We start from the raw sequence: 17,047 nt of genomic DNA, 5'->3' as shown, positions 1-17,047 counted from the left end.
GGTCCGCGACGTGCGGGCCGTTTTTTTGCGCCCTTCCAATCCTGATAATTGCTATTTATCAGGATTGGGTGATGAAAAGAGGGCGCCACCGGAATCGCGCCGACGAACATCGAGGCGCGGAAGTAGCGGAATGAATGTCCGGCCGAAATTGGTAGCTAATTGGTAGCCTTTTGTTATCTATTAGCTACCTTATTGCACGAGGAAATTCCAGAGGCAAAATCCATCGGCTGGACATGCAGTCGACGGTTTGCATAGATTTGTTGGTGTCCGATCCGGTCAGGAGACCCCTATATTTAGACGGGAAGTTTGGCTGCGCAAGCGATCGCCGATCGTCACGGTCTTGGGTACGGGGGAAACGATTCTGCAAAACGCGGGAACAGTTTTATGCAGATCAACGGCGCGCTGGCGTGATAGACCATTAGGACTACTGAATTTGACATAAAAGAAATTATCAACATATGTGGTCAGTTTGAAAGTGTTGCATGAAAGCGCACCGAGTCAGCAACCTGACACACAGCGAATGGTAAATTTGGCCGTTGCGTATTCGTCGCGAGCGGCCCGTGTTTCGTCAACTCAACAGCAACCTTGTGCCTGCAGCACTTCGTGGCCCGGTGTTGGTCGATCAATATGGCCTGCCGCGGTACTGGGCTGCGATCTGGTCGGCGACGTCGATAGCACAGCTGGCCGGTTCAACGCTCACGCAGAAGCTTCGGTACGTTGAAAACCTGTATCAGCATGCGGACAACCTGATTGGCACCGGCGCACTTGATGATGCGCTGAGTGGATTTGACGACGAAGCACTGGCGGCGATTCTCGAATCGTGGTTCATCTCGATCCGCAATCAGCCGGCGGTAACCAGTGCGGACGAAAATCGCTGGCAGACTGGCCTCGGGTTTGTAACCGACGTCATCACCTGGCTTTCCAGCGCCGGGAGCGCCGATGATCGGCTCAGACACATAGAACAGCGATTGCACCGGCTGTCGTCGCTTTACAGCCAATTGCACGTTCGCAGGCGCGCTGCAGTGGACGCGGTCCGATCGCTTCCAGCGAGTACCGTCGAAGCGCTGTACGCCGTACTTGATCCGGAATGCCCGCAAAATCCATTTCTACGCATGAAAACGCGCTGGCGTGTCTACGTCGCATTTGTGCTGATGTTGCATCAGGGGCTGCGGCGCGGCGAGGTTCTGCTGCTTCCTGCGGACGCAGTGAAAAGCGCCTACGACCAGAAGCAGAAAAGGACTCGATACTGGCTCAACGTTCAGGAAAACGAGTATGAAGATGACGATGGTGACCCTCGGTATTCGAAACCTTCGATCAAAACCGTACACTCCGTCCGTCAGGTGCCCGTCAGTCAGCTAACGGCCACCATAGTAGAGACCTATGTAGGAAACTATCGCGGGTGGCCCGATCACCCGTTCCTGCTGAATGCTCAATCCAATATGCCGCTCGCCACCGAAACGCTGACAAAGGCGTTTGCCCAGGTGTCGCGTTGCCTGCCGTCTCACGTATTAAATGAGCTGCAGGATCGGACGGGTAAGGAATCCATAACACCGCACAGTCTACGCCACACGTGTGTGGTCGTTCGACTTCATCAGTTGCTCGAGCAAGGCGATTCAATGGACGAGGCACTGCAGAAAATGCGGACCTTCTTCGGCTGGTCAAGTAAATCGGTCATGCCTTCGCGCTACGCCCGTGCCGTATTCGAGGATCGGCTTGCGAATGTCTGGAACGACGCCTTTGATGATCGGGTTGCGGTCCTGCGCGCCCTTCCAAAGGGGCGTTGACATGAGCGGATCGCAGATGCCGAGCGACCTGTTTCGCTCTCTGGACGCGGCGCAGGACGACCCTATTGAGAAGGTACTGGCTGCCCTGCCCATTCTGCCTCCTGTCATCCGCTACTACGATGATTTCGATGACTGTGTGAGATCAATATCCGATCCCGAAGACTCCGGTTCCTTCGAATACGTGTACGACGGCGCGAAAGGGGCATTTGACTTTGCCCGGTTTGGAACGACCTACGGGTTACTTCTGAAACACGTCTTCGCATTTGTGCTCGGCGAGGACTTCAGCATATCCACGGGTCTTCATACTGTAACCGGTGGCTTGCATATCAGTCGCGATGAGATGGCGTCGGTGCTGAGCGCAACGCCAACCGGAATTCTCCGGCAGTGGATGATCCTGCGCTCGCGGGACCTGCCTATGACGGCCTATTCGTGTGTCAAGACGGTTCTCCGCATGCTATGTCGCCATCGGTTGAACGGCTGGTCCGAATCGTATCTGGAGTTCCTGAGCGGGCTCCCGTGGCCTGCACGGGACGCCCATGCAGGCGTTCGATCCGGAGACGTGTTTCTCTCGGTCGAAGAGGAAGCGTGCATTGTTCGCTACCTGGACAGCATTGCCGATCAGGTTGCCACGGAATCCGGAAACGCAGCGGGAGCGTTACCTTCTGCATTGGACGAGGCAGCCATGGTGCTGTGTGCCTACCAGTTTGGCATGCGCCCCGTTCAGATCGCGAAACTGCAAATGCGCAATGTCCGTATCTGGCACGACGGCTTTGTCACGTTACCGAGGTGGTCGCGTAGAATTCTTGGGATGAAAAATTCTAGATCGCTCTATCACGGACATCGCTTTCCAGCGGCGGTCATCAGTTGTGCCGTTCGCTGGTACTTTCGGTTTCAGTTGAGCTTGCGAGACATCGAAGAGTTGCTGTTCGAGCGCGGCATCGTGGTGAGTTATGAAACCGTGCGCCGCTGGTGCGATAAATTCGGCGCCGGGTTCGCGCATCGGGTCAAGGCTGTCCGGCGAAAGCCGGGCAATACGTGGCATCTCGATGAGTTGTTCGTGACGCTGCGCGGTGACCCTTATGTGCTGTGGCGAGCCGTCGACGAGCACGGCGCCGAACTCGATATCCTACTGCAGAAGCGGCGCGACACGGCCGCAGCCGAGCGATTCTTCAGGCGCGTGCTTCGTTCGTGCCCGGTGCCGCGCAAGATCGTCACCGACCAGTTGCGCAGTTACCCGGCCGCGAAGTCCAGGATCCCCGCGCTGGCAAACGTCAAACACGTGTTCGTCAAGGCTGCAGCCCGCGTGAACAATAGGGCCGAAAATAGCCATCAACCAACGCGTGAACGTGAGCGGCGCTTGCGCGGATTTCGCGACCCAAAGCGCACCCAGGCGTTTCTCTCGAGCTTCGGACCGATCCGGCAGCACTTCGCGCTCAAGCGACATTTGCTGCGCGCTTCTCTCTACCGCAAACAGCTCGCTCAACGTTTTGACGCGTGGTGTCGTTTCACCGAGCTTACCCAAAATCCGTCCAGCTTTTAAGGAAAGCTCCGTTCGTGACACTACCGCGACGCGAACAATTTAACGTGACAAAGCCTTATGTAGAGCTATTTCAGCTCTCCCCTGTCCTTGATATGCGCTTCGTGCATCCGCCAGCTCCTGCCGACTGCTCGGATGCGGCAACAGAACAGCTTGTCAGGTATGGGCAGCCTTTTGATCACCCAGCGGCGCATTATCGAACGATCGACCGACACACCGCGCTCGGCCATCCTCTCCCAGAGGGTGCAGCAAACTCAGCGGGTAAGCGACATATCGGCGCATGCAGGTCAATGTCACCTCGTGCGGATAGCGCGAGCGTCACAATAGCGTGACCAGCGCCGGTTCAGTGTCCTCAACATATCATTTGTAACGATTTTTTCTTCGGAATTCTACCGCCCACTCCTGCGACGCAACGGCCCCGCTCGCTTCGATCCGCTCAGGCAGAGCCAATTGACGCGAGCGGGGCCTGACTTCAGTCCGATGGCATTCAGTCGGCGAGCGGCCCGCGCGATGTCTCACGACTCGCGAGCATGGCTATCAGAGCGACGCCTGCCGCGCCGACCATATACCAAGCCGGGGCCAACTTGCTGCCGGTCGCATGGATCAACCAGGTCGCAATAAACGGCGCCGTACCGCCGAACAGCGCATTCGCCGCGTTGAAGCTGAATGCAAAGCCGCTATAGCGCACGCGCGTCGGAAAAATCTCTGACAGGAAGCACGGCAGCGTGCCGTCGTTCATCGTCAGCAGCGCGCCGAACGCGATCTGGATCAGCACAATCGTCATGAAGCTGGCACCGACGAGCGCCTTGAAAAGCGGTACCGTCAACACGGCGAACAGGACCGATGCACCGATCAGCATCGTCTTGCGACCAACGCGGTCCGACAGCGCCCCCATGATGAAGATGAAGCCAATATAGGCGGCAAGAGAGATGGTGGCCGCAATAAAGGATTGTGTTTCACCCATCCCCATCTCGGTCGACAGGTAGGTGGGCATGTAACTCAGCACCAGATAGAACGCCACCGCGTTCAGGCACGTTACCCCAAAGGCGATCAACATCTTGCCGCGATGCACGGTCAGCAGTTCCGTGACCGGCGCGCGTGCGACATGGTGAGACATCTCAAGTGCCTTGAACTTTGGCGTATCTTCCAGGCGCACCCGGATGTATCGGCCAATCAGCCCGAACGGCGCAGCCAGCAGGAACGGCAACCGCCACCCGAACGACTGGATCTGCTCGGTGGTGAGCACGGCATGCAGCACCGCGACGAAGATCGAACCAAACAGCAGACCCGCAGCCGTGCTGGCCGGCACAATGCTGGTATAGACACCCCGCTTGCCCTCCGGGGCATATTCGGCGAGGAATGCCGATGCCCCGGCATACTCACCGGAGGCCGAGAACCCCTGGATAAGTCGAACCAGTAGCAAAAGAATCGGTGCCATGACGCCAACCTGCGCGTAGGTTGGCAGGAAAGCGATCACGAAGGTCGACGCCGACATGATCAGGATCGACAACGACAGCGCTGTCCGGCGCCCGATCTTGTCGCCGAAGTGGCCCCAGACGATGCCGCCGATGGGCCGAACGATAAACGAGATCGCAAATACGGCGTAAGCGGCGAGCAGTCCCGTCGCAGCGTCCGTCTTGGGGAAGAAGACAACCGCAATGATGGTCGCGAGATAGCCATAGGACGCGTAATCGAACCATTCGACAAAATTGCCGATGAAACTGGCCATCGCAGCGCGCTTAAGCAGACGCCCGTCTGGCACCGGGGCGGCCTGACGGTTATCTGAAGCGTACGGAGATGGCACGCCGACCTGTGAGATGACGCCAGCTGCCGCCTGCCGCCCTGAAACCGCTTTCCTGCTACTCATTTGTTGTCTCCAAACATGAATCATAAGATTGCTGCGTTTTCGGCTGCGGCTCTTGAGTCCGCTTCACCTGCGAGTTGCTACTGAAGTACGACGGTTCGGTTACCGTTGATAAAAATTCGATGCTCGATAAAAAGCTTGACGGCGCGCGCCAGCGCGAGGCACTCCATATCACGCCCGGTCGCAAGTAGACGGTCGGGTCCGTACGCGTGAGTGACGCGTTCTACGACCTGTTCGATGATCGGCCCTTCGTCGAGATCATCGGTCACGAAATGGGCTGTTGCACCGATCAGCTTCACCCCGCGCGCATGCGCCTGGTGATAAGGTTTTGCGCCCTTGAAGCCGGGCAGGAACGAGTGATGAATGTTGATTGCGCGCCCCGCGAGCGATGCGCTCAGTCCGGCGGACAACACCTGCATGTAACGCGCGAGGACGACAAGTTCAGCACCGGTCCGCTCTACCAGTGCCAGTACCTGCGCCTCCTGTTGCGGCTTCGTGTCGCCTGTCAGCGGTAGATGGTGGAAAGGGATGCCGTTCGCAGCCGCAACAGGTTCGAGATCGGGATGATTCGAGGCCACCCCCACGATGTCCATCTTCAGTTCGTCCATGCGCCAGCGGAACAGCAGGTCGGCCAGGCAATGATCGAGCTTCGACACCATGATCAGTACCTTCAGTTTCACTGACATGTCGTGGATCGTCCACGCCATATCGAACCGCTTGGCGACATTCGCAAATTCCTCACGCAACGACGAAACGTCCAGCCGCTGTATCGATGCCGCATGAAAGATGCATCGCACGAAGAAACGGGCAGTGAACTCATCATCAAATACATCGAACTCGTCGATATAGCATCCGCGCTCATCGAGAAATCGGACCAGCGCAGCGACCTGCCCCGGCGCGCTGGGACAGGTGACGGTCAGCGCGAACTGGTGCGCCCGATCCGTGCGCTTCGTCGTGGTTTCAGTCATGGCGACTCCATAGTTTCGGCAAGGCGTGCGGCAGCCAGGTGGGCACACCGGCGCACAAAATCGTGGCGGCTCCAGCGCAGGCGCACGCCCACCTGCGCTGCCGAGCGCACCGCATGCGGCTTGTAGAGCGTGAGCGTGGCGTCGTCGAGCATCGCGAAACGGTCGAACGCCAGCGCCAGCAGATCGGCGGCGAGTTGCTCGACCAGGTCTGTGTGTGTCTGCGCATCGAGGTAGGCGCACAGCATCCGGCAGAACGCATCGTAATCAAGGCATTCGCTGATCTCCTCCGGGAGCGCCTGACTTCGACAATGCAGTACCGCATCAATCAACACCGGCTGGGCTACGCGTTCATGATTGTGGATCCCGATTCGCGTCTGAGCCCGTAACTGGTCAATCACGACATCCCATTCGACCGGTGGTCCCGCTTCCGGATGTTTCATCGAAGGATCTCCTCTGTACGACGTGGAACAGCCGCCGCGTGCGTTATGCAAGATACGGCTGTGCCGCGTCGAGCAGCATCAGGCAGAAATATTCGGCAAAGCTGCGCCGCACGATGATCTGGAACCGGTCATCCCCGTCACGACACAGCGTGATGCCCGCCTTGAAGAAGTGCGAACTGGCGCATTGCCCGTCTGCGAAAGCGCGGCGATGCAGATCGAGCGGGCAGCCGCTCGCCAGCACGTCTCGCACGTGGCTCCCCGAAATGTCGATGACGGTGTAACCGCTACTCACGTCGACCACCGCGCAGTGTTGTCCGTCGAGCGTTTCGCGCAAGGCGTGTTCGAGTTCAGCCGCCATATCCTGGGTGGACTGGATCAGCCACTCGTCCGGCCCCATCCACCACAATGCGCGCTCACCTGCCGTCACGCGGCCACCGGATTGCTGCGGCAACGCGAAGCCCAGCACACGCTGCACGGCGACATCAAACGCCGTACCGGTGCCGCGCAACGTGAGAAGCGTCATGAACGGCCTCTCGGTGAACCGAAAGCGCTTCGTTGAGCCACCCGATGCTGCGGCAATTCGAGCTTCGATGCCGACCAGCGGTGACTCCTGAATCAGATCATTCAACATGCTGACGTACTCCTTCCGGATCGTAAAAAACAGGACTGCACACCTCGGCCTCGACACAGCGTGTAGCAGACATCGACACAAAGACGCGTTGCCCCATCCTGTCGAGGCCGCCGCTGACGACCGCCAGCGCAATCGACCGCTTCAGGATCGGACTCATATAGCTCGACGTTACATGGCCGAGCATTGGCGTGATGCCCTGTGCCACAGGTGTAGTTACGATCTGTGCGCCTTCGGTCAGCGTGACGCGGGGGTCCACCGGCTTCAGGCCAACGAGCTGTTTGCGTCCCGCACTCTGTGTATCCGAGCGCGACAGCGAGCGCTTGCCGAGGCAGTCCTTCTTCGCGACCATGCCACCCATGCCAAGATCAAACGGCGTGACCGATCCGTCCGTGTCCTGGCCGACGATGATGTAGCCCTTCTCCGCACGCAGAACGTGCATGGTTTCGGTGCCATAAGGCGTGATCTCGAACTCCCGTCCTGCGCTCATCAACGCCTCCCACACACCACGCCCGAAGTTCGCTGGCACGTTGACTTCGTACGCCAGCTCGCCAGAGAAGCTGATTCGCATGATCCGTGCAGATGCGCGGGCAACGGTGCCGTTGCGATACGTCATGAACGGGAATGCTGCATTCGCGAAGTCGATGTCCTTACACACCTTCTGCAGCACCTTGCGGCTGTTCGGCCCGACCACCGCGAAGGTCGCCCAGTGATCTGTCACAGAGCTCAGGTGCACGTTCAGATGCGGCCATTCCGTCTGCAGCCAGCGCTCCATCCAGTTCAGCACGCGCGCGGCGCCACCCGTGGTCGTGGTCATCATGTAGTGCTGTTCGCCAAGGCGCACCGTCACACCATCATCGAAGACCATGCCGTTCTCGTCGAGCATTAGTCCATAGCGGCACTTACCGACTTCCAGTTTGCTCCATGGATTCGTGTAGAGCCAGTTGAGCAGCGTCGCTGCATCCGGGCCCTGAATGTCGATCTTGCCGAGCGTCGACGCATCCAGAATGCCGACGCTGTTGCGTACCGCAAGGCATTCGCGCGCGACCGCCGCGTGCAGGTCCTCGCCGTTTTTCGGGTAGTACCACGGCCGCTTCCAGTTACCGACGTCTTCGAATTGCGCACCATGTGCTTCGTGCCATGGATGGACACAGGTCTTGCGGATCGGATCGAGGAAATCCCCGAGTTCGCGCCCGGCAATGGTGCCGAACGTCACCGGCGTGTAGTTCGGCCGGAACGTTGTGGTACCCGTCTCGGGAATCGTCTTGCCCAGTGCCTGGGCCAGGATCGCCATCCCGTTGATGTTGCCAAGCTTGCCCTGATCGGTGCCGAAACCCATCGCCGTGTAGCGTTTGACGTGCTCGACGGAGTGATAGCCCTCGCGTGCGGCGAGCAGGATGTCAGATGCCGACACGTCGTTCTGAAAATCAACGAACCGCTTGGGACCGCGCGATGCTTCACCAAGGTTCGCAACAAGCCAAAGCGGCATCAGCGGTTGTTCATTCGAGACGTTGGCCTGCCACTGCTGCACGGCGGGATCAGGCAAGCCCGCGAACTGGGCAGCCCGTCGGCCAGCCTTGACGCCATCATCGAGTGTCTCCGGCAACTGGAATGCACCGCGCGCGGCACCGATGCTGCATTCTTCCTGGACCCCCGCGCCCGGAATGAAGCACGCCTTGTCGTCGTTCCAGAGCGCCTTGCCGCCCGACTGCGCAAAAAGGTGCAGCACGGGATTCCAGCCGCCCGACATGCCCACCAGGTCACAGCCAAGGGTCGCGATGCGTTGACCCACGCGCCCCTGTGCATAGCGGGCAACGGTGACGTTGCGTACGCGTTCCTTGCCGACTGCGTCGATCACAACGGCGTTGTTGACGATGGCAACCCCGCTGCGCGCTGCCTGTTGCGGCAGCGCCCCCACGCTAGCGCCGCGAGGATCCACAACCGTCACGTCTGCCGCGTGCATCTTGAGATCGAGTGCGGCGCGATAACCTTCGTCGTTGTTTGTGAAGATCACCGCACGCCGGCCCGGCAGCAGACCATACCGATTGATATACGTCGAGATCGCCGACGCCAGCATAATGCCGGGCAGGTCGTTGTTGCCAAAGACCAGCGGCCGCTCGTGCGCGCCGGTTGCGAGAATCACCTTCTTCGCGCGGATCTTCCACAACCGCTCGCGCGTGCCGCTGCGCGTTGAAACGGGCAAATGGTCAGTCAGACGTTGTGTGACTGTGACGAGGTTGTGGTCCTGATAGCCAAACGCAGTACTACGGCTCAGGACTGTCACGTCCGGCATAGACGAAAGCTCGGCCTCGATCGCGCGTACCCAGTCGCCCGCAGGCTTGCCGTCAATCTTTTCTGTGCCCGACAGCAGACTTCCGCCCAGTTCGGGCTGGTCGTCAACCAAAATGACCCGCGCCCCGCTCGCGCCTGCCGTTCGTGCCGCAGCCAGCCCCGCTGGACCCGCACCGACGATCAGCACGTCACAGTGGGCAAAGCGCTTGTCGTAGCGGCTCGGATCGTTCACCTCCGGCGACTTGCCCAGACCCGCGGCGTGGCGAATGTGTTCCTCATACTTCGGCCAGAAGCTGCGCGGCCACATGAAAGTCTTGTAATAGAAGCCAGCCGGCATGAAGCGGGCAAACTTCTGGTTGATCGCCATGCGATCGTGTTCGAGACTCGGCTCCGTGTTCACGCTTGTCGCGTCGAGCCCCTGGTAAAGCTCGACCTCCGTTGCACGCGCATTCGGAATCGTGTGGGCGCCGCGCTCCAGTTGCACCAGCGCATTCGGCTCCTCAACGCCTGCGGTGACGATGCCACGCGGACGGTGATACTTGAAACTGCGTGCAACGAAATGTACGTCGTTGGCAAGCAGCGCAGACGCCAGCGTGTCGCCCTGGAAGCCCTGATAGATCCGCCCGTTGAAGGCAAACGTCAGCGGAATAGCGCGATTGATGCGCCCGCCCGATGGCAAACGGTTCTGCTGGGTCATGCTGATTCTCCTTCTTTCGCACCGCCGATCTTGCTGACTGACTTGAATGCGTACGTCACGGTATCGCGCTCGGCATTGAACCAGCGACGGCATCCCTGCGCATGGTTCCACTGTTCACGGTGCAGGCCACGCGTGTTTTTGCGCATGAACAGGTACTCGCCCCATTCCCTGTCGGTAAGCTTCTCGGTGTCGAGCGGACGCACGATCTCGGCTTCGCCGCCGTACGAGAATTCGGACTCGGCGCGCGGCCCGCACCAGGGGCATTGAATGAGCAACATGGATCTCTCCCTGGTTAGTGCGCGACCGCTGCCGCGCCGTGTTCGTCGATCAGATGGCCGGTGTAGAACCGGTCCAGCGAGAACGGTGCGTTCAGCGGATGCGGCGCATCGTTGGCGATGGTGTGTGCGAAGGCCCACCCGGAACCCGGCGTGGCCTTGAAGCCACCCGTGCCCCAGCCGCAGTTGAAATACAACCCTTTTATGTCCGTCTTGCTCACAATCGGGCATGCATCCGGGGACACATCGACGATCCCGCCCCACTGCCGGTTCATCCGCACGCGGGAAAACACCGGGAACATTTCGACAATCGCCTGGAGCGTGCCTTCGATGGTGTGAAAACTACCGCGTTGGCCATAGCCGGTGTACTGGTCCACACCGGCTCCGATCACAAGGTCACCCTTGTCGGACTGACTGATATACGCATGCACTGCGTTGGACATGATCACCGTATTGACGATCGGTTTGATCGGCTCCGAGACGAGTGCCTGCAACGGATGGCTTTCAAGCGGCAGGCGGATTCCCGCCATCTCCGCGAGTACGCTACTGTTGCCGGCCGCGACCACCGCGACCTTCTTCGCCTTGATGAATCCTTTGACGGTATCGACACCGACCACTGCGCCATTGGCGCGGCGAATGCCGGTCACGCCACAGTTCTGCAGAATGTCGACGCCATGCTGGTCCGCACCGCGCGCATAGCCCCAGGCGACCGCATCGTGCCGGGCCACACCGGCGCGGCGCTGGAATGAGGCACCCAGCACCGGATAGCGGCTATGCAGGTTGATCACCGGCACGATCTCCTTGATCTGCTCGGGTGTCAGGAATTCAGCATCGACGCCATTGAGCCGGTTCGCATTCACGCGACGCTCGGTGTCGCGCACGTCCTGCAGCGTGTGCGCAAGATTCATCACACCTCGCTGGCTGAACATCACGTTGTAGTTGATGTCCTGCGACAGGCCTTCCCACAGTTGCAGAGCCTTTTCGTAGAGCGCAGCCGACTCGTCCCACAGATAGTTCGACCGTACGATCGTTGTATTGCGCGCGGTATTGCCGCCGCCAATCCAGCCCTTTTCAAGGACCGCAATGTTGCGCACGCCAAGTTCTTTCGCGAGGTAGTACGCGGTGGCGAGACCATGGCCTCCGCCGCCGACGATCACCACGTCGTATTCCTTCTTCGGCTCGGGGCTCTTCCATGCGCGCTCCCAGTTCTCGTGATACGACAATCCGTTGCGCAACAAACTGAATATCGAATACCGGTTCATCATCTGTCTCCTCAACACTCGATCACGTTGACCGCGAGGCCCCCGCGCGACGTTTCCTTGTACTTGGTCTTCATATCGGCGCCCGTCTCACGCATCGTCTTGATGACCTTATCCAGCGACACGTAGTGTTTTCCATTGCCGCGCAGTGCCATGCGTGCGGCGTTCACAGCCTTGACTGCGCCCATCGCGTTACGCTCGATGCAGGGAATCTGAACGAGGCCGCCCACCGGATCGCAGGTCATTCCCAGGTTGTGTTCCATGCCAATTTCAGCGGCGTTTTCGACCTGTTCGGGCGAGCCACCCATCACGGCTGCAAGCGCCGCCGCGGCCATCGAGCACGCCACACCAACTTCGCCCTGACAACCGACTTCCGCGCCGGAGATCGATGCGTTTTCCTTGTAGAGCAGGCCGATCGCAGCCGCAGTCAGCAGGAAGGTGACGACGCCATCGTCGCTCGACCCTGGGACGAACTTCATGTAGTACTGCAATACCGCAGGGATGATCCCCGCAGCGCCGTTGGTCGGCGCGGTCACGATGCGCCCACCGGCGGCGTTCTCCTCGTTCACCGCCATCGCGTACAGATTGATCCAGTCGATCATCGACAGAGGGTCGCGCAGGCTTTCTTCCGACTGCGCTTTCAGCTGTTGAAAGAGTTCGGCTGCTCGTCGCCTGACCTTCATGGGCCCCGGCAGGTGCCCTTCCATCGAGCAGCCGCGTGCGATCGCGGCCGACATCACGTCCATGATTCTCAGCAATCCTTGCCGCACTGCTTCGGGCGTGCGCCAGGTTGCTTCGTTGGCAAGCATCAATCCCGCGATAGACAGACCGCTTTCCCCGCACATGCGCAATAGGTCAACGCCCGTCCTGAAGGGATAAGGAACCTGCGTGGCACCTTCCTGACCGTTGAGGCGTTCCCCTGCATCGTCAACAACAAAGCCGCCCCCAACTGAAAAATAGGCCTGCTCGTCGACCATCTCACCGTTTGCGTCCAACGCGGTGAACCGCATCCCATTGGAGTGGAACGGCAGCACCTCGCGGCGCAGGAACGCCATCTGCGTCTTCTCGTCGAAGGCAATCTGATGGACTCCAGCGACTTCGATCGATTTCGTTGAGCGAATATGAGCCAACCGGGTTTCCACGTAGTCGGGATCGATCGCATCGGGGAGATTCCCTTCGAGCCCCAGTAGCACAGCCTTGTCGGTGCCGTGTCCCTTGCCGGTGGCGCCGAGTGAGCCGTACAGGTCCGCCCGGATCGCGCTCACGTCGCCCAGCTTTCCGGCGTCGCGCATGCGGGTAGCGAACCGGCAAGCCGCGATCATCGGCCCGACGGTGTGAGAACTCGAGGGCCCAATGCCGATCTTGAAGAGATCGAAGGTGCTGACGTTCATGGCTTTCTCGTTAAAGTCCAGCGTATACCGGCAGGCGCGCACACAACTTCGCCACCTGTTCGCGCGCACGTTCCTCGACCTGGACATCACCGAGGTTGTCCAGCACGTCGCAGATGAGCGCGGCGGTCAGCACGGCATCAGCCTCCCTGAATCCACGTGTCGTGATGGCCGGTGTGCCGATGCGGATCCCGCTCGTCACGAACGGTGATTGCGGATCATTCGGCACCGCATTTTTGTTCACCGTGATGTGCGCACGACCCAATGCAGCGTCCGCGTCCTTACCGGTAATCCCCTTCGCTACCAGGTCGACAAGAAACAGGTGGTCGTCCGTGCCGCCGGACACTACGTCGTAGCCACGCTCAACGAATACCGAGACCATTGCGCGCGCATTCGCCAGCGTCTGTTTCTGGTACTCGACAAAGTCGGAGCCGAGCGCTTCTCTGAACGCGACTGCCTTCGCCGCGATGACGTGCATCAACGGGCCGCCCTGCGTACCTGGAAAGACCATCGAATTAAGCTTCTTTTCGATCTCGGTGTTGGCTTTGGCGAGAATCAGCCCTCCACGTGGGCCACGCAGCGTCTTGTGGGTGGTCGTCGTGACGATGTCGGCAACGGGCACCGGGTTCGGATAGAGGCCTGCCGCAACGAGTCCCGCCACGTGCGCCATGTCGACAAACAGATAAGCGCTGACGCAGTCCGCAATCTGCCGGAAGCGTGCAAAATCAAGCACGCGCGAATAGGCTGAGAAACCCGCCACAATCATTTTTGGCTTGTGCTCGACGGCGAGGCGCTCGACTTCGTCGTAATCGATCAGGCCGGTTTGCGTATCGACGCCATACTGAACCGCGTTATAGAGCTTGCCGGAAAATGACACCTTCGCGCCATGCGTCAGGTGGCCACCGTGCGCGAGGCTCATGCCGAGAATCGTATCGCCAGGCGTCAGCAACGCCAGATAGACCGCGGCGTTCGCCTGAGAGCCACTATGCGGCTGGACGTTCGCAAAGTCCGCCCCGAAGAGCTCCTTCGCACGCGCAATCGCCAGCGACTCCACCACGTCGACATGTTCGCAGCCACCGTAGTAGCGCTTGCCTGGATAACCTTCGGCGTATTTGTTAGTGAGGACCGAGCCCTGTGCCTCAAGCACGCGGGGACTGGTATAGTTTTCCGACGCGATCAGCTCGATGTGATCTTCCTGACGCTGGCGCTCAAGGCGCATCGCGTCGGACAGTTCCGGATCGAACCCGGCAATGGTTTGTTCCTTTGAAAACATTGAAACGTCTCCTGCAACATCCTGGGGTGCCTGCGGCCGTAGCCGCAGGGTGATTCGAACGAGGGCGGCTCAGGCCTTGATGATGTTGTGCTCCGGGCCGTACCTGAATCCGGTGATGTTGGTGGCATCTTTCTCGCCCACCACCAGGATGTCGTGCTCACGATAACCGCCCGCGCCAGGCAAACCTTGCGGCAGCATGATCATCGGTTCCATCGAGATCACCATGTTCGGCTCAAGCACCGTGTCGATGTCTTCGCGCAGTTCAAGCCCCGCTTCGCGGCCGTAGTAATGCGAGAGCACGCCGAACGAGTGGCCGTAGCCAAACGTGCGGTATTGCAGCAGGCCGTACTCCGCGTAGATCCTGTTGAGCTCGTGCGCGATATCACTGCAGCGCGCGCCCGGCTTGATCAGTTTCAGTCCAGCCTCATGCACTTCGACGTTGACCTTCCACAGACGCAGGTGCTCGTCGGAGCAGTGGTCGAAGAACATCGTGCGCTCGAGCGCTGTGTAGTAGCCCGCAATCATCGAGAAGCAGTTCAGGCTCAGGATGTCGCCCTTCTGCACCTTGCGCGTGGTGACCGGATTGTGAGCACCGTCGGTGTTGATCCCTGACTGGAACCACGTCCACGTGTCCATCAGTTCGGAGTCGGGAAAGCGACGTGCGATCTCGCGTACCATCGCCTGGGTCGATGCGAGCGCGACCTCGTGTTCGGGCACACCTTCATGAACGGCGGCGGCGAGCGNTTCTCCGGTGGCGTGGTGCCGATCTTCTATACGCTGAGCAGCGAGTTGTTTCCGACACGGGTGCGCTCGCTCGCCTCGGGGCTGGTGGTGGCGTGCGCGCGGGTGGGCTCGATCGCGGGGCCATTCGTGCTGGGCTGGCTGCTCACGCTGGGCACGATGATCCATCAGATCATCTACTACTTCACGATGCCACTCGTGATTGCCGCGGTGATTCTGGTGCTGACCATCAAGGTCGATTCGCGGCAGAAGACACTGGAAGAAGTCACGGGCTAGCGAGCCGCGTCGCCGCTACGTCGAAGCGACTGCCGCCTTGCGGTCACGCGCTCCACAAGTACAGATGAAGCGCATGGCTGCACGCGCCGCTAGATTCGCAAAGAGCCGAGTGAGTCGAACAGCTGCCGCGCCGGCAAGTTAGGTGCCGAGCCGAGATAAAGGTGGTACTGGACGTCAGGCAGGCGTGGCAGCCCGTCCGATTCGCCGAGCACCCGGAAGTCCGGACCCATCATCTCGATCGACCGTGCCGTGACGCCGAGCCCGGCGCGCACCGCCGCGCGAATACCCGGCAACGTCGGCGCCACGTACGTCACGCGCCATGCAATCCCCGCACGCTCCAGATGCTCGAGCGCCATCCGGCGAAACATGCTCGGCTCGTCCGCGATGATCAGATCGAGCGGCTGCGAGCGGTCGTAACGGTAGTCGGCCGCGCAAATCCACACGGTCGGCGACGTGCGCAGCGTCACGCGACGCAGCTCCGGCTGCTCGCGCGGAGAGAGGGTCATGTCGAGCTCTCCGGCTTTCATCGCCTCGATCAGAAACGGACTGCGGCCGACATCGATCGTCATGCGCAGGCTCGGAAAAGATTTCGAGAAGCGCTGCAACAGATTCGGCAGGATCGTGTCGGCCACGTCGACGGGCGCGCCCAATCTCACTTCACCGGTCAGCGACGACCCCGCAATCGCCGAGCACGCTTCGTCATTGAGCGTGAGCATTCGCCGCGCGTATTCGAGCAGCTTCAGGCCGTCGTCGGTGAGTCTCTTCTCCCTGCCGTGCTTGCGAAACAGCGTGCGGCCGGTCTGCGTTTCCAGTCTTTGCATTTGCTGCGTCACGGCCGATTGCGTCCGGTGTACCGACTCCGCCGCGGCCGCGAACGATTCGCGCTCGACGATCGCGACGAAGGTCCGCAGCAATTCCATATCCAGATTGACGATGCTCATTTGCACTATTTCAGGTGTGGTGCGGCGGGACCTCCACGCGTCGCTTCAGCCACGCACTGATTCGCGAAAAGGAACCCGGCCGCGCGTGTCATTGCGCTTTCGGTATGGCATTGCATCGGGGTAGCGATGTCCTACCTGGGGTCTATCCCAATGTCAGAAGGTTAGCGCGAATCGCGTTGCCGTACTTGCTAAGCGGGACCTGAAAAACATAAACGTCCCTAATGGATTTCTCCGAATTGTTGGATTGTTTGCGATGTGACTCGGAAACTATAGTTTCCCTGCGCTGAGAAGTCATCCACGCCGTGAAGAATCGATCGAGGACCGATGAAGCGCCTTGATTGGCACTGCTTGGGGCAGACAGAAATACGTAGCGTTACTAATGGAGACATGCATGAGCACGAAATGCCGCATAGCGATCGTTGGCGGCGGGCTGGCGGGCACGGCGACCGGCTGACGCATCGGTCGACACATCGGTCAACGCATACCACGGACAACACCATGCTGCTTCCATTGCATTGACGCAGCGAGGACAACCTATGTCGGATCTGATCACAAACACACTGAAGGCATGGCGGTTCCTGTACCGCCGCGGCTTCATCGAAGGCTTCGGCCATATCAGCGTGCGCCTGCCGGGTGAACGCTTCATGATCACGCGTCACTCGCTGGGTATGAATGCCACCGCGG

At 59.9% G+C, this 17,047-nt stretch carries 13 protein-coding genes and 2 pseudogenes; 3 read left to right on the top strand and 12 right to left on the bottom strand.

Features of this window, described 5'->3' with window-relative positions:
* Window positions 1–560: 560 nt before the first annotated feature.
* The gene (locus AC57B1_RS00465) at window positions 561–1,784 is read left to right on the top strand and encodes a site-specific integrase (RefSeq protein WP_183804515.1); all 1,224 of its coding nucleotides are present in this window, start codon (window positions 561–563) and stop codon (window positions 1,782–1,784) included.
* 808 nt (window positions 1,785–2,592) lie between these two features.
* The gene (locus AC57B1_RS00460) at window positions 2,593–3,324 is read left to right on the top strand and encodes an IS6 family transposase (protein WP_088176930.1); all 732 of its coding nucleotides are present in this window, start codon (window positions 2,593–2,595) and stop codon (window positions 3,322–3,324) included.
* 68 nt (window positions 3,325–3,392) lie between these two features.
* Here the strand turns inward: AC57B1_RS00460 and AC57B1_RS00455 are convergent.
* The 11 genes and pseudogenes from AC57B1_RS00455 to AC57B1_RS00405 form a co-directional block, all read right to left on the bottom strand.
* Window positions 3,393–3,618, bottom strand: a pseudogene (locus tag AC57B1_RS00455) (IS6 family transposase); the annotation flags it as partial.
* A 190-nt stretch (window positions 3,619–3,808) separates the two neighbouring features.
* The gene (locus tag AC57B1_RS00450; RefSeq protein WP_311733186.1) at window positions 3,809–5,050 is read right to left on the bottom strand and encodes an MFS transporter; all 1,242 of its coding nucleotides are present in this window, start codon (window positions 5,048–5,050) and stop codon (window positions 3,809–3,811) included.
* Window positions 5,051–5,265: 215 nt separating this feature from the next.
* Window positions 5,266–6,153 carry a formyltetrahydrofolate deformylase gene (gene purU / locus AC57B1_RS00445; protein WP_088176928.1) on the bottom strand — a complete coding sequence of 296 codons (888 nt, stop codon included), beginning with the start codon at window positions 6,151–6,153 and terminating at the stop codon, window positions 5,266–5,268.
* The gene (locus tag AC57B1_RS00440) at window positions 6,150–6,593 is read right to left on the bottom strand and encodes a dihydroneopterin aldolase (RefSeq protein WP_088176927.1); all 444 of its coding nucleotides are present in this window, start codon (window positions 6,591–6,593) and stop codon (window positions 6,150–6,152) included. Before AC57B1_RS00440 ends, purU begins: the two co-directional genes overlap by 4 nt.
* 43 nt (window positions 6,594–6,636) lie before the next feature.
* Window positions 6,637–7,224, bottom strand: coding sequence for a sarcosine oxidase subunit gamma (locus AC57B1_RS00435; protein WP_183804527.1), 588 nt, complete (start codon window positions 7,222–7,224; stop codon window positions 6,637–6,639).
* Window positions 7,214–10,210 carry a sarcosine oxidase subunit alpha family protein gene (locus AC57B1_RS00430; RefSeq protein ID WP_183804531.1) on the bottom strand — a complete coding sequence of 999 codons (2,997 nt, stop codon included), beginning with the start codon at window positions 10,208–10,210 and terminating at the stop codon, window positions 7,214–7,216. The genes AC57B1_RS00435 and AC57B1_RS00430 overlap by 11 nt, the downstream gene beginning before the upstream one ends.
* Entirely contained in the window at window positions 10,207–10,488 is a 282-nt protein-coding gene (locus AC57B1_RS00425; protein WP_183804534.1) for a sarcosine oxidase subunit delta, read from the bottom strand. Before AC57B1_RS00425 ends, AC57B1_RS00430 begins: the two co-directional genes overlap by 4 nt.
* A gap of 14 nt (window positions 10,489–10,502) precedes the next feature.
* Window positions 10,503–11,747, bottom strand: a complete 1,245-nt coding sequence (locus tag AC57B1_RS00420; protein ID WP_183804543.1) for a sarcosine oxidase subunit beta family protein — start codon at window positions 11,745–11,747, stop codon at window positions 10,503–10,505.
* An 11-nt stretch (window positions 11,748–11,758) separates the two neighbouring features.
* Entirely contained in the window at window positions 11,759–13,135 is a 1,377-nt protein-coding gene (locus tag AC57B1_RS00415) for an L-serine ammonia-lyase (protein WP_183804537.1), read from the bottom strand.
* A gap of 10 nt (window positions 13,136–13,145) precedes the next feature.
* On the bottom strand, window positions 13,146–14,405 hold the full coding sequence (gene glyA, locus AC57B1_RS00410; RefSeq protein ID WP_183804539.1) for a serine hydroxymethyltransferase: 1,260 nt from the start codon (window positions 14,403–14,405) through the stop codon (window positions 13,146–13,148).
* 69 nt (window positions 14,406–14,474) lie between these two features.
* A pseudogene (locus AC57B1_RS00405) lies at window positions 14,475–15,155 on the bottom strand (M24 family metallopeptidase); the annotation flags it as partial.
* Here AC57B1_RS00405 and AC57B1_RS00400 point away from each other — a divergent pair.
* Entirely contained in the window at window positions 15,129–15,422 is a 294-nt protein-coding gene (locus AC57B1_RS00400; RefSeq protein WP_496416258.1) for an MFS transporter, read from the top strand. The pseudogene AC57B1_RS00405 and the gene AC57B1_RS00400 overlap by 27 nt on opposite strands.
* A gap of 89 nt (window positions 15,423–15,511) precedes the next feature.
* Here the strand turns inward: AC57B1_RS00400 and AC57B1_RS00395 are convergent, their stop codons facing one another.
* Entirely contained in the window at window positions 15,512–16,363 is an 852-nt protein-coding gene (locus AC57B1_RS00395) for a LysR substrate-binding domain-containing protein (RefSeq protein WP_046565351.1), read from the bottom strand.
* Between the last annotated feature and the right edge of the window lie 684 nt (window positions 16,364–17,047).

It is taken from the genome of Paraburkholderia sp. BGA-UO-ETr-F21 (genome assembly GCF_059567925.1).
Note: the sequence above shows the minus strand (reverse complement) of the source record. Positions and strands in the feature narration are given on the sequence as shown.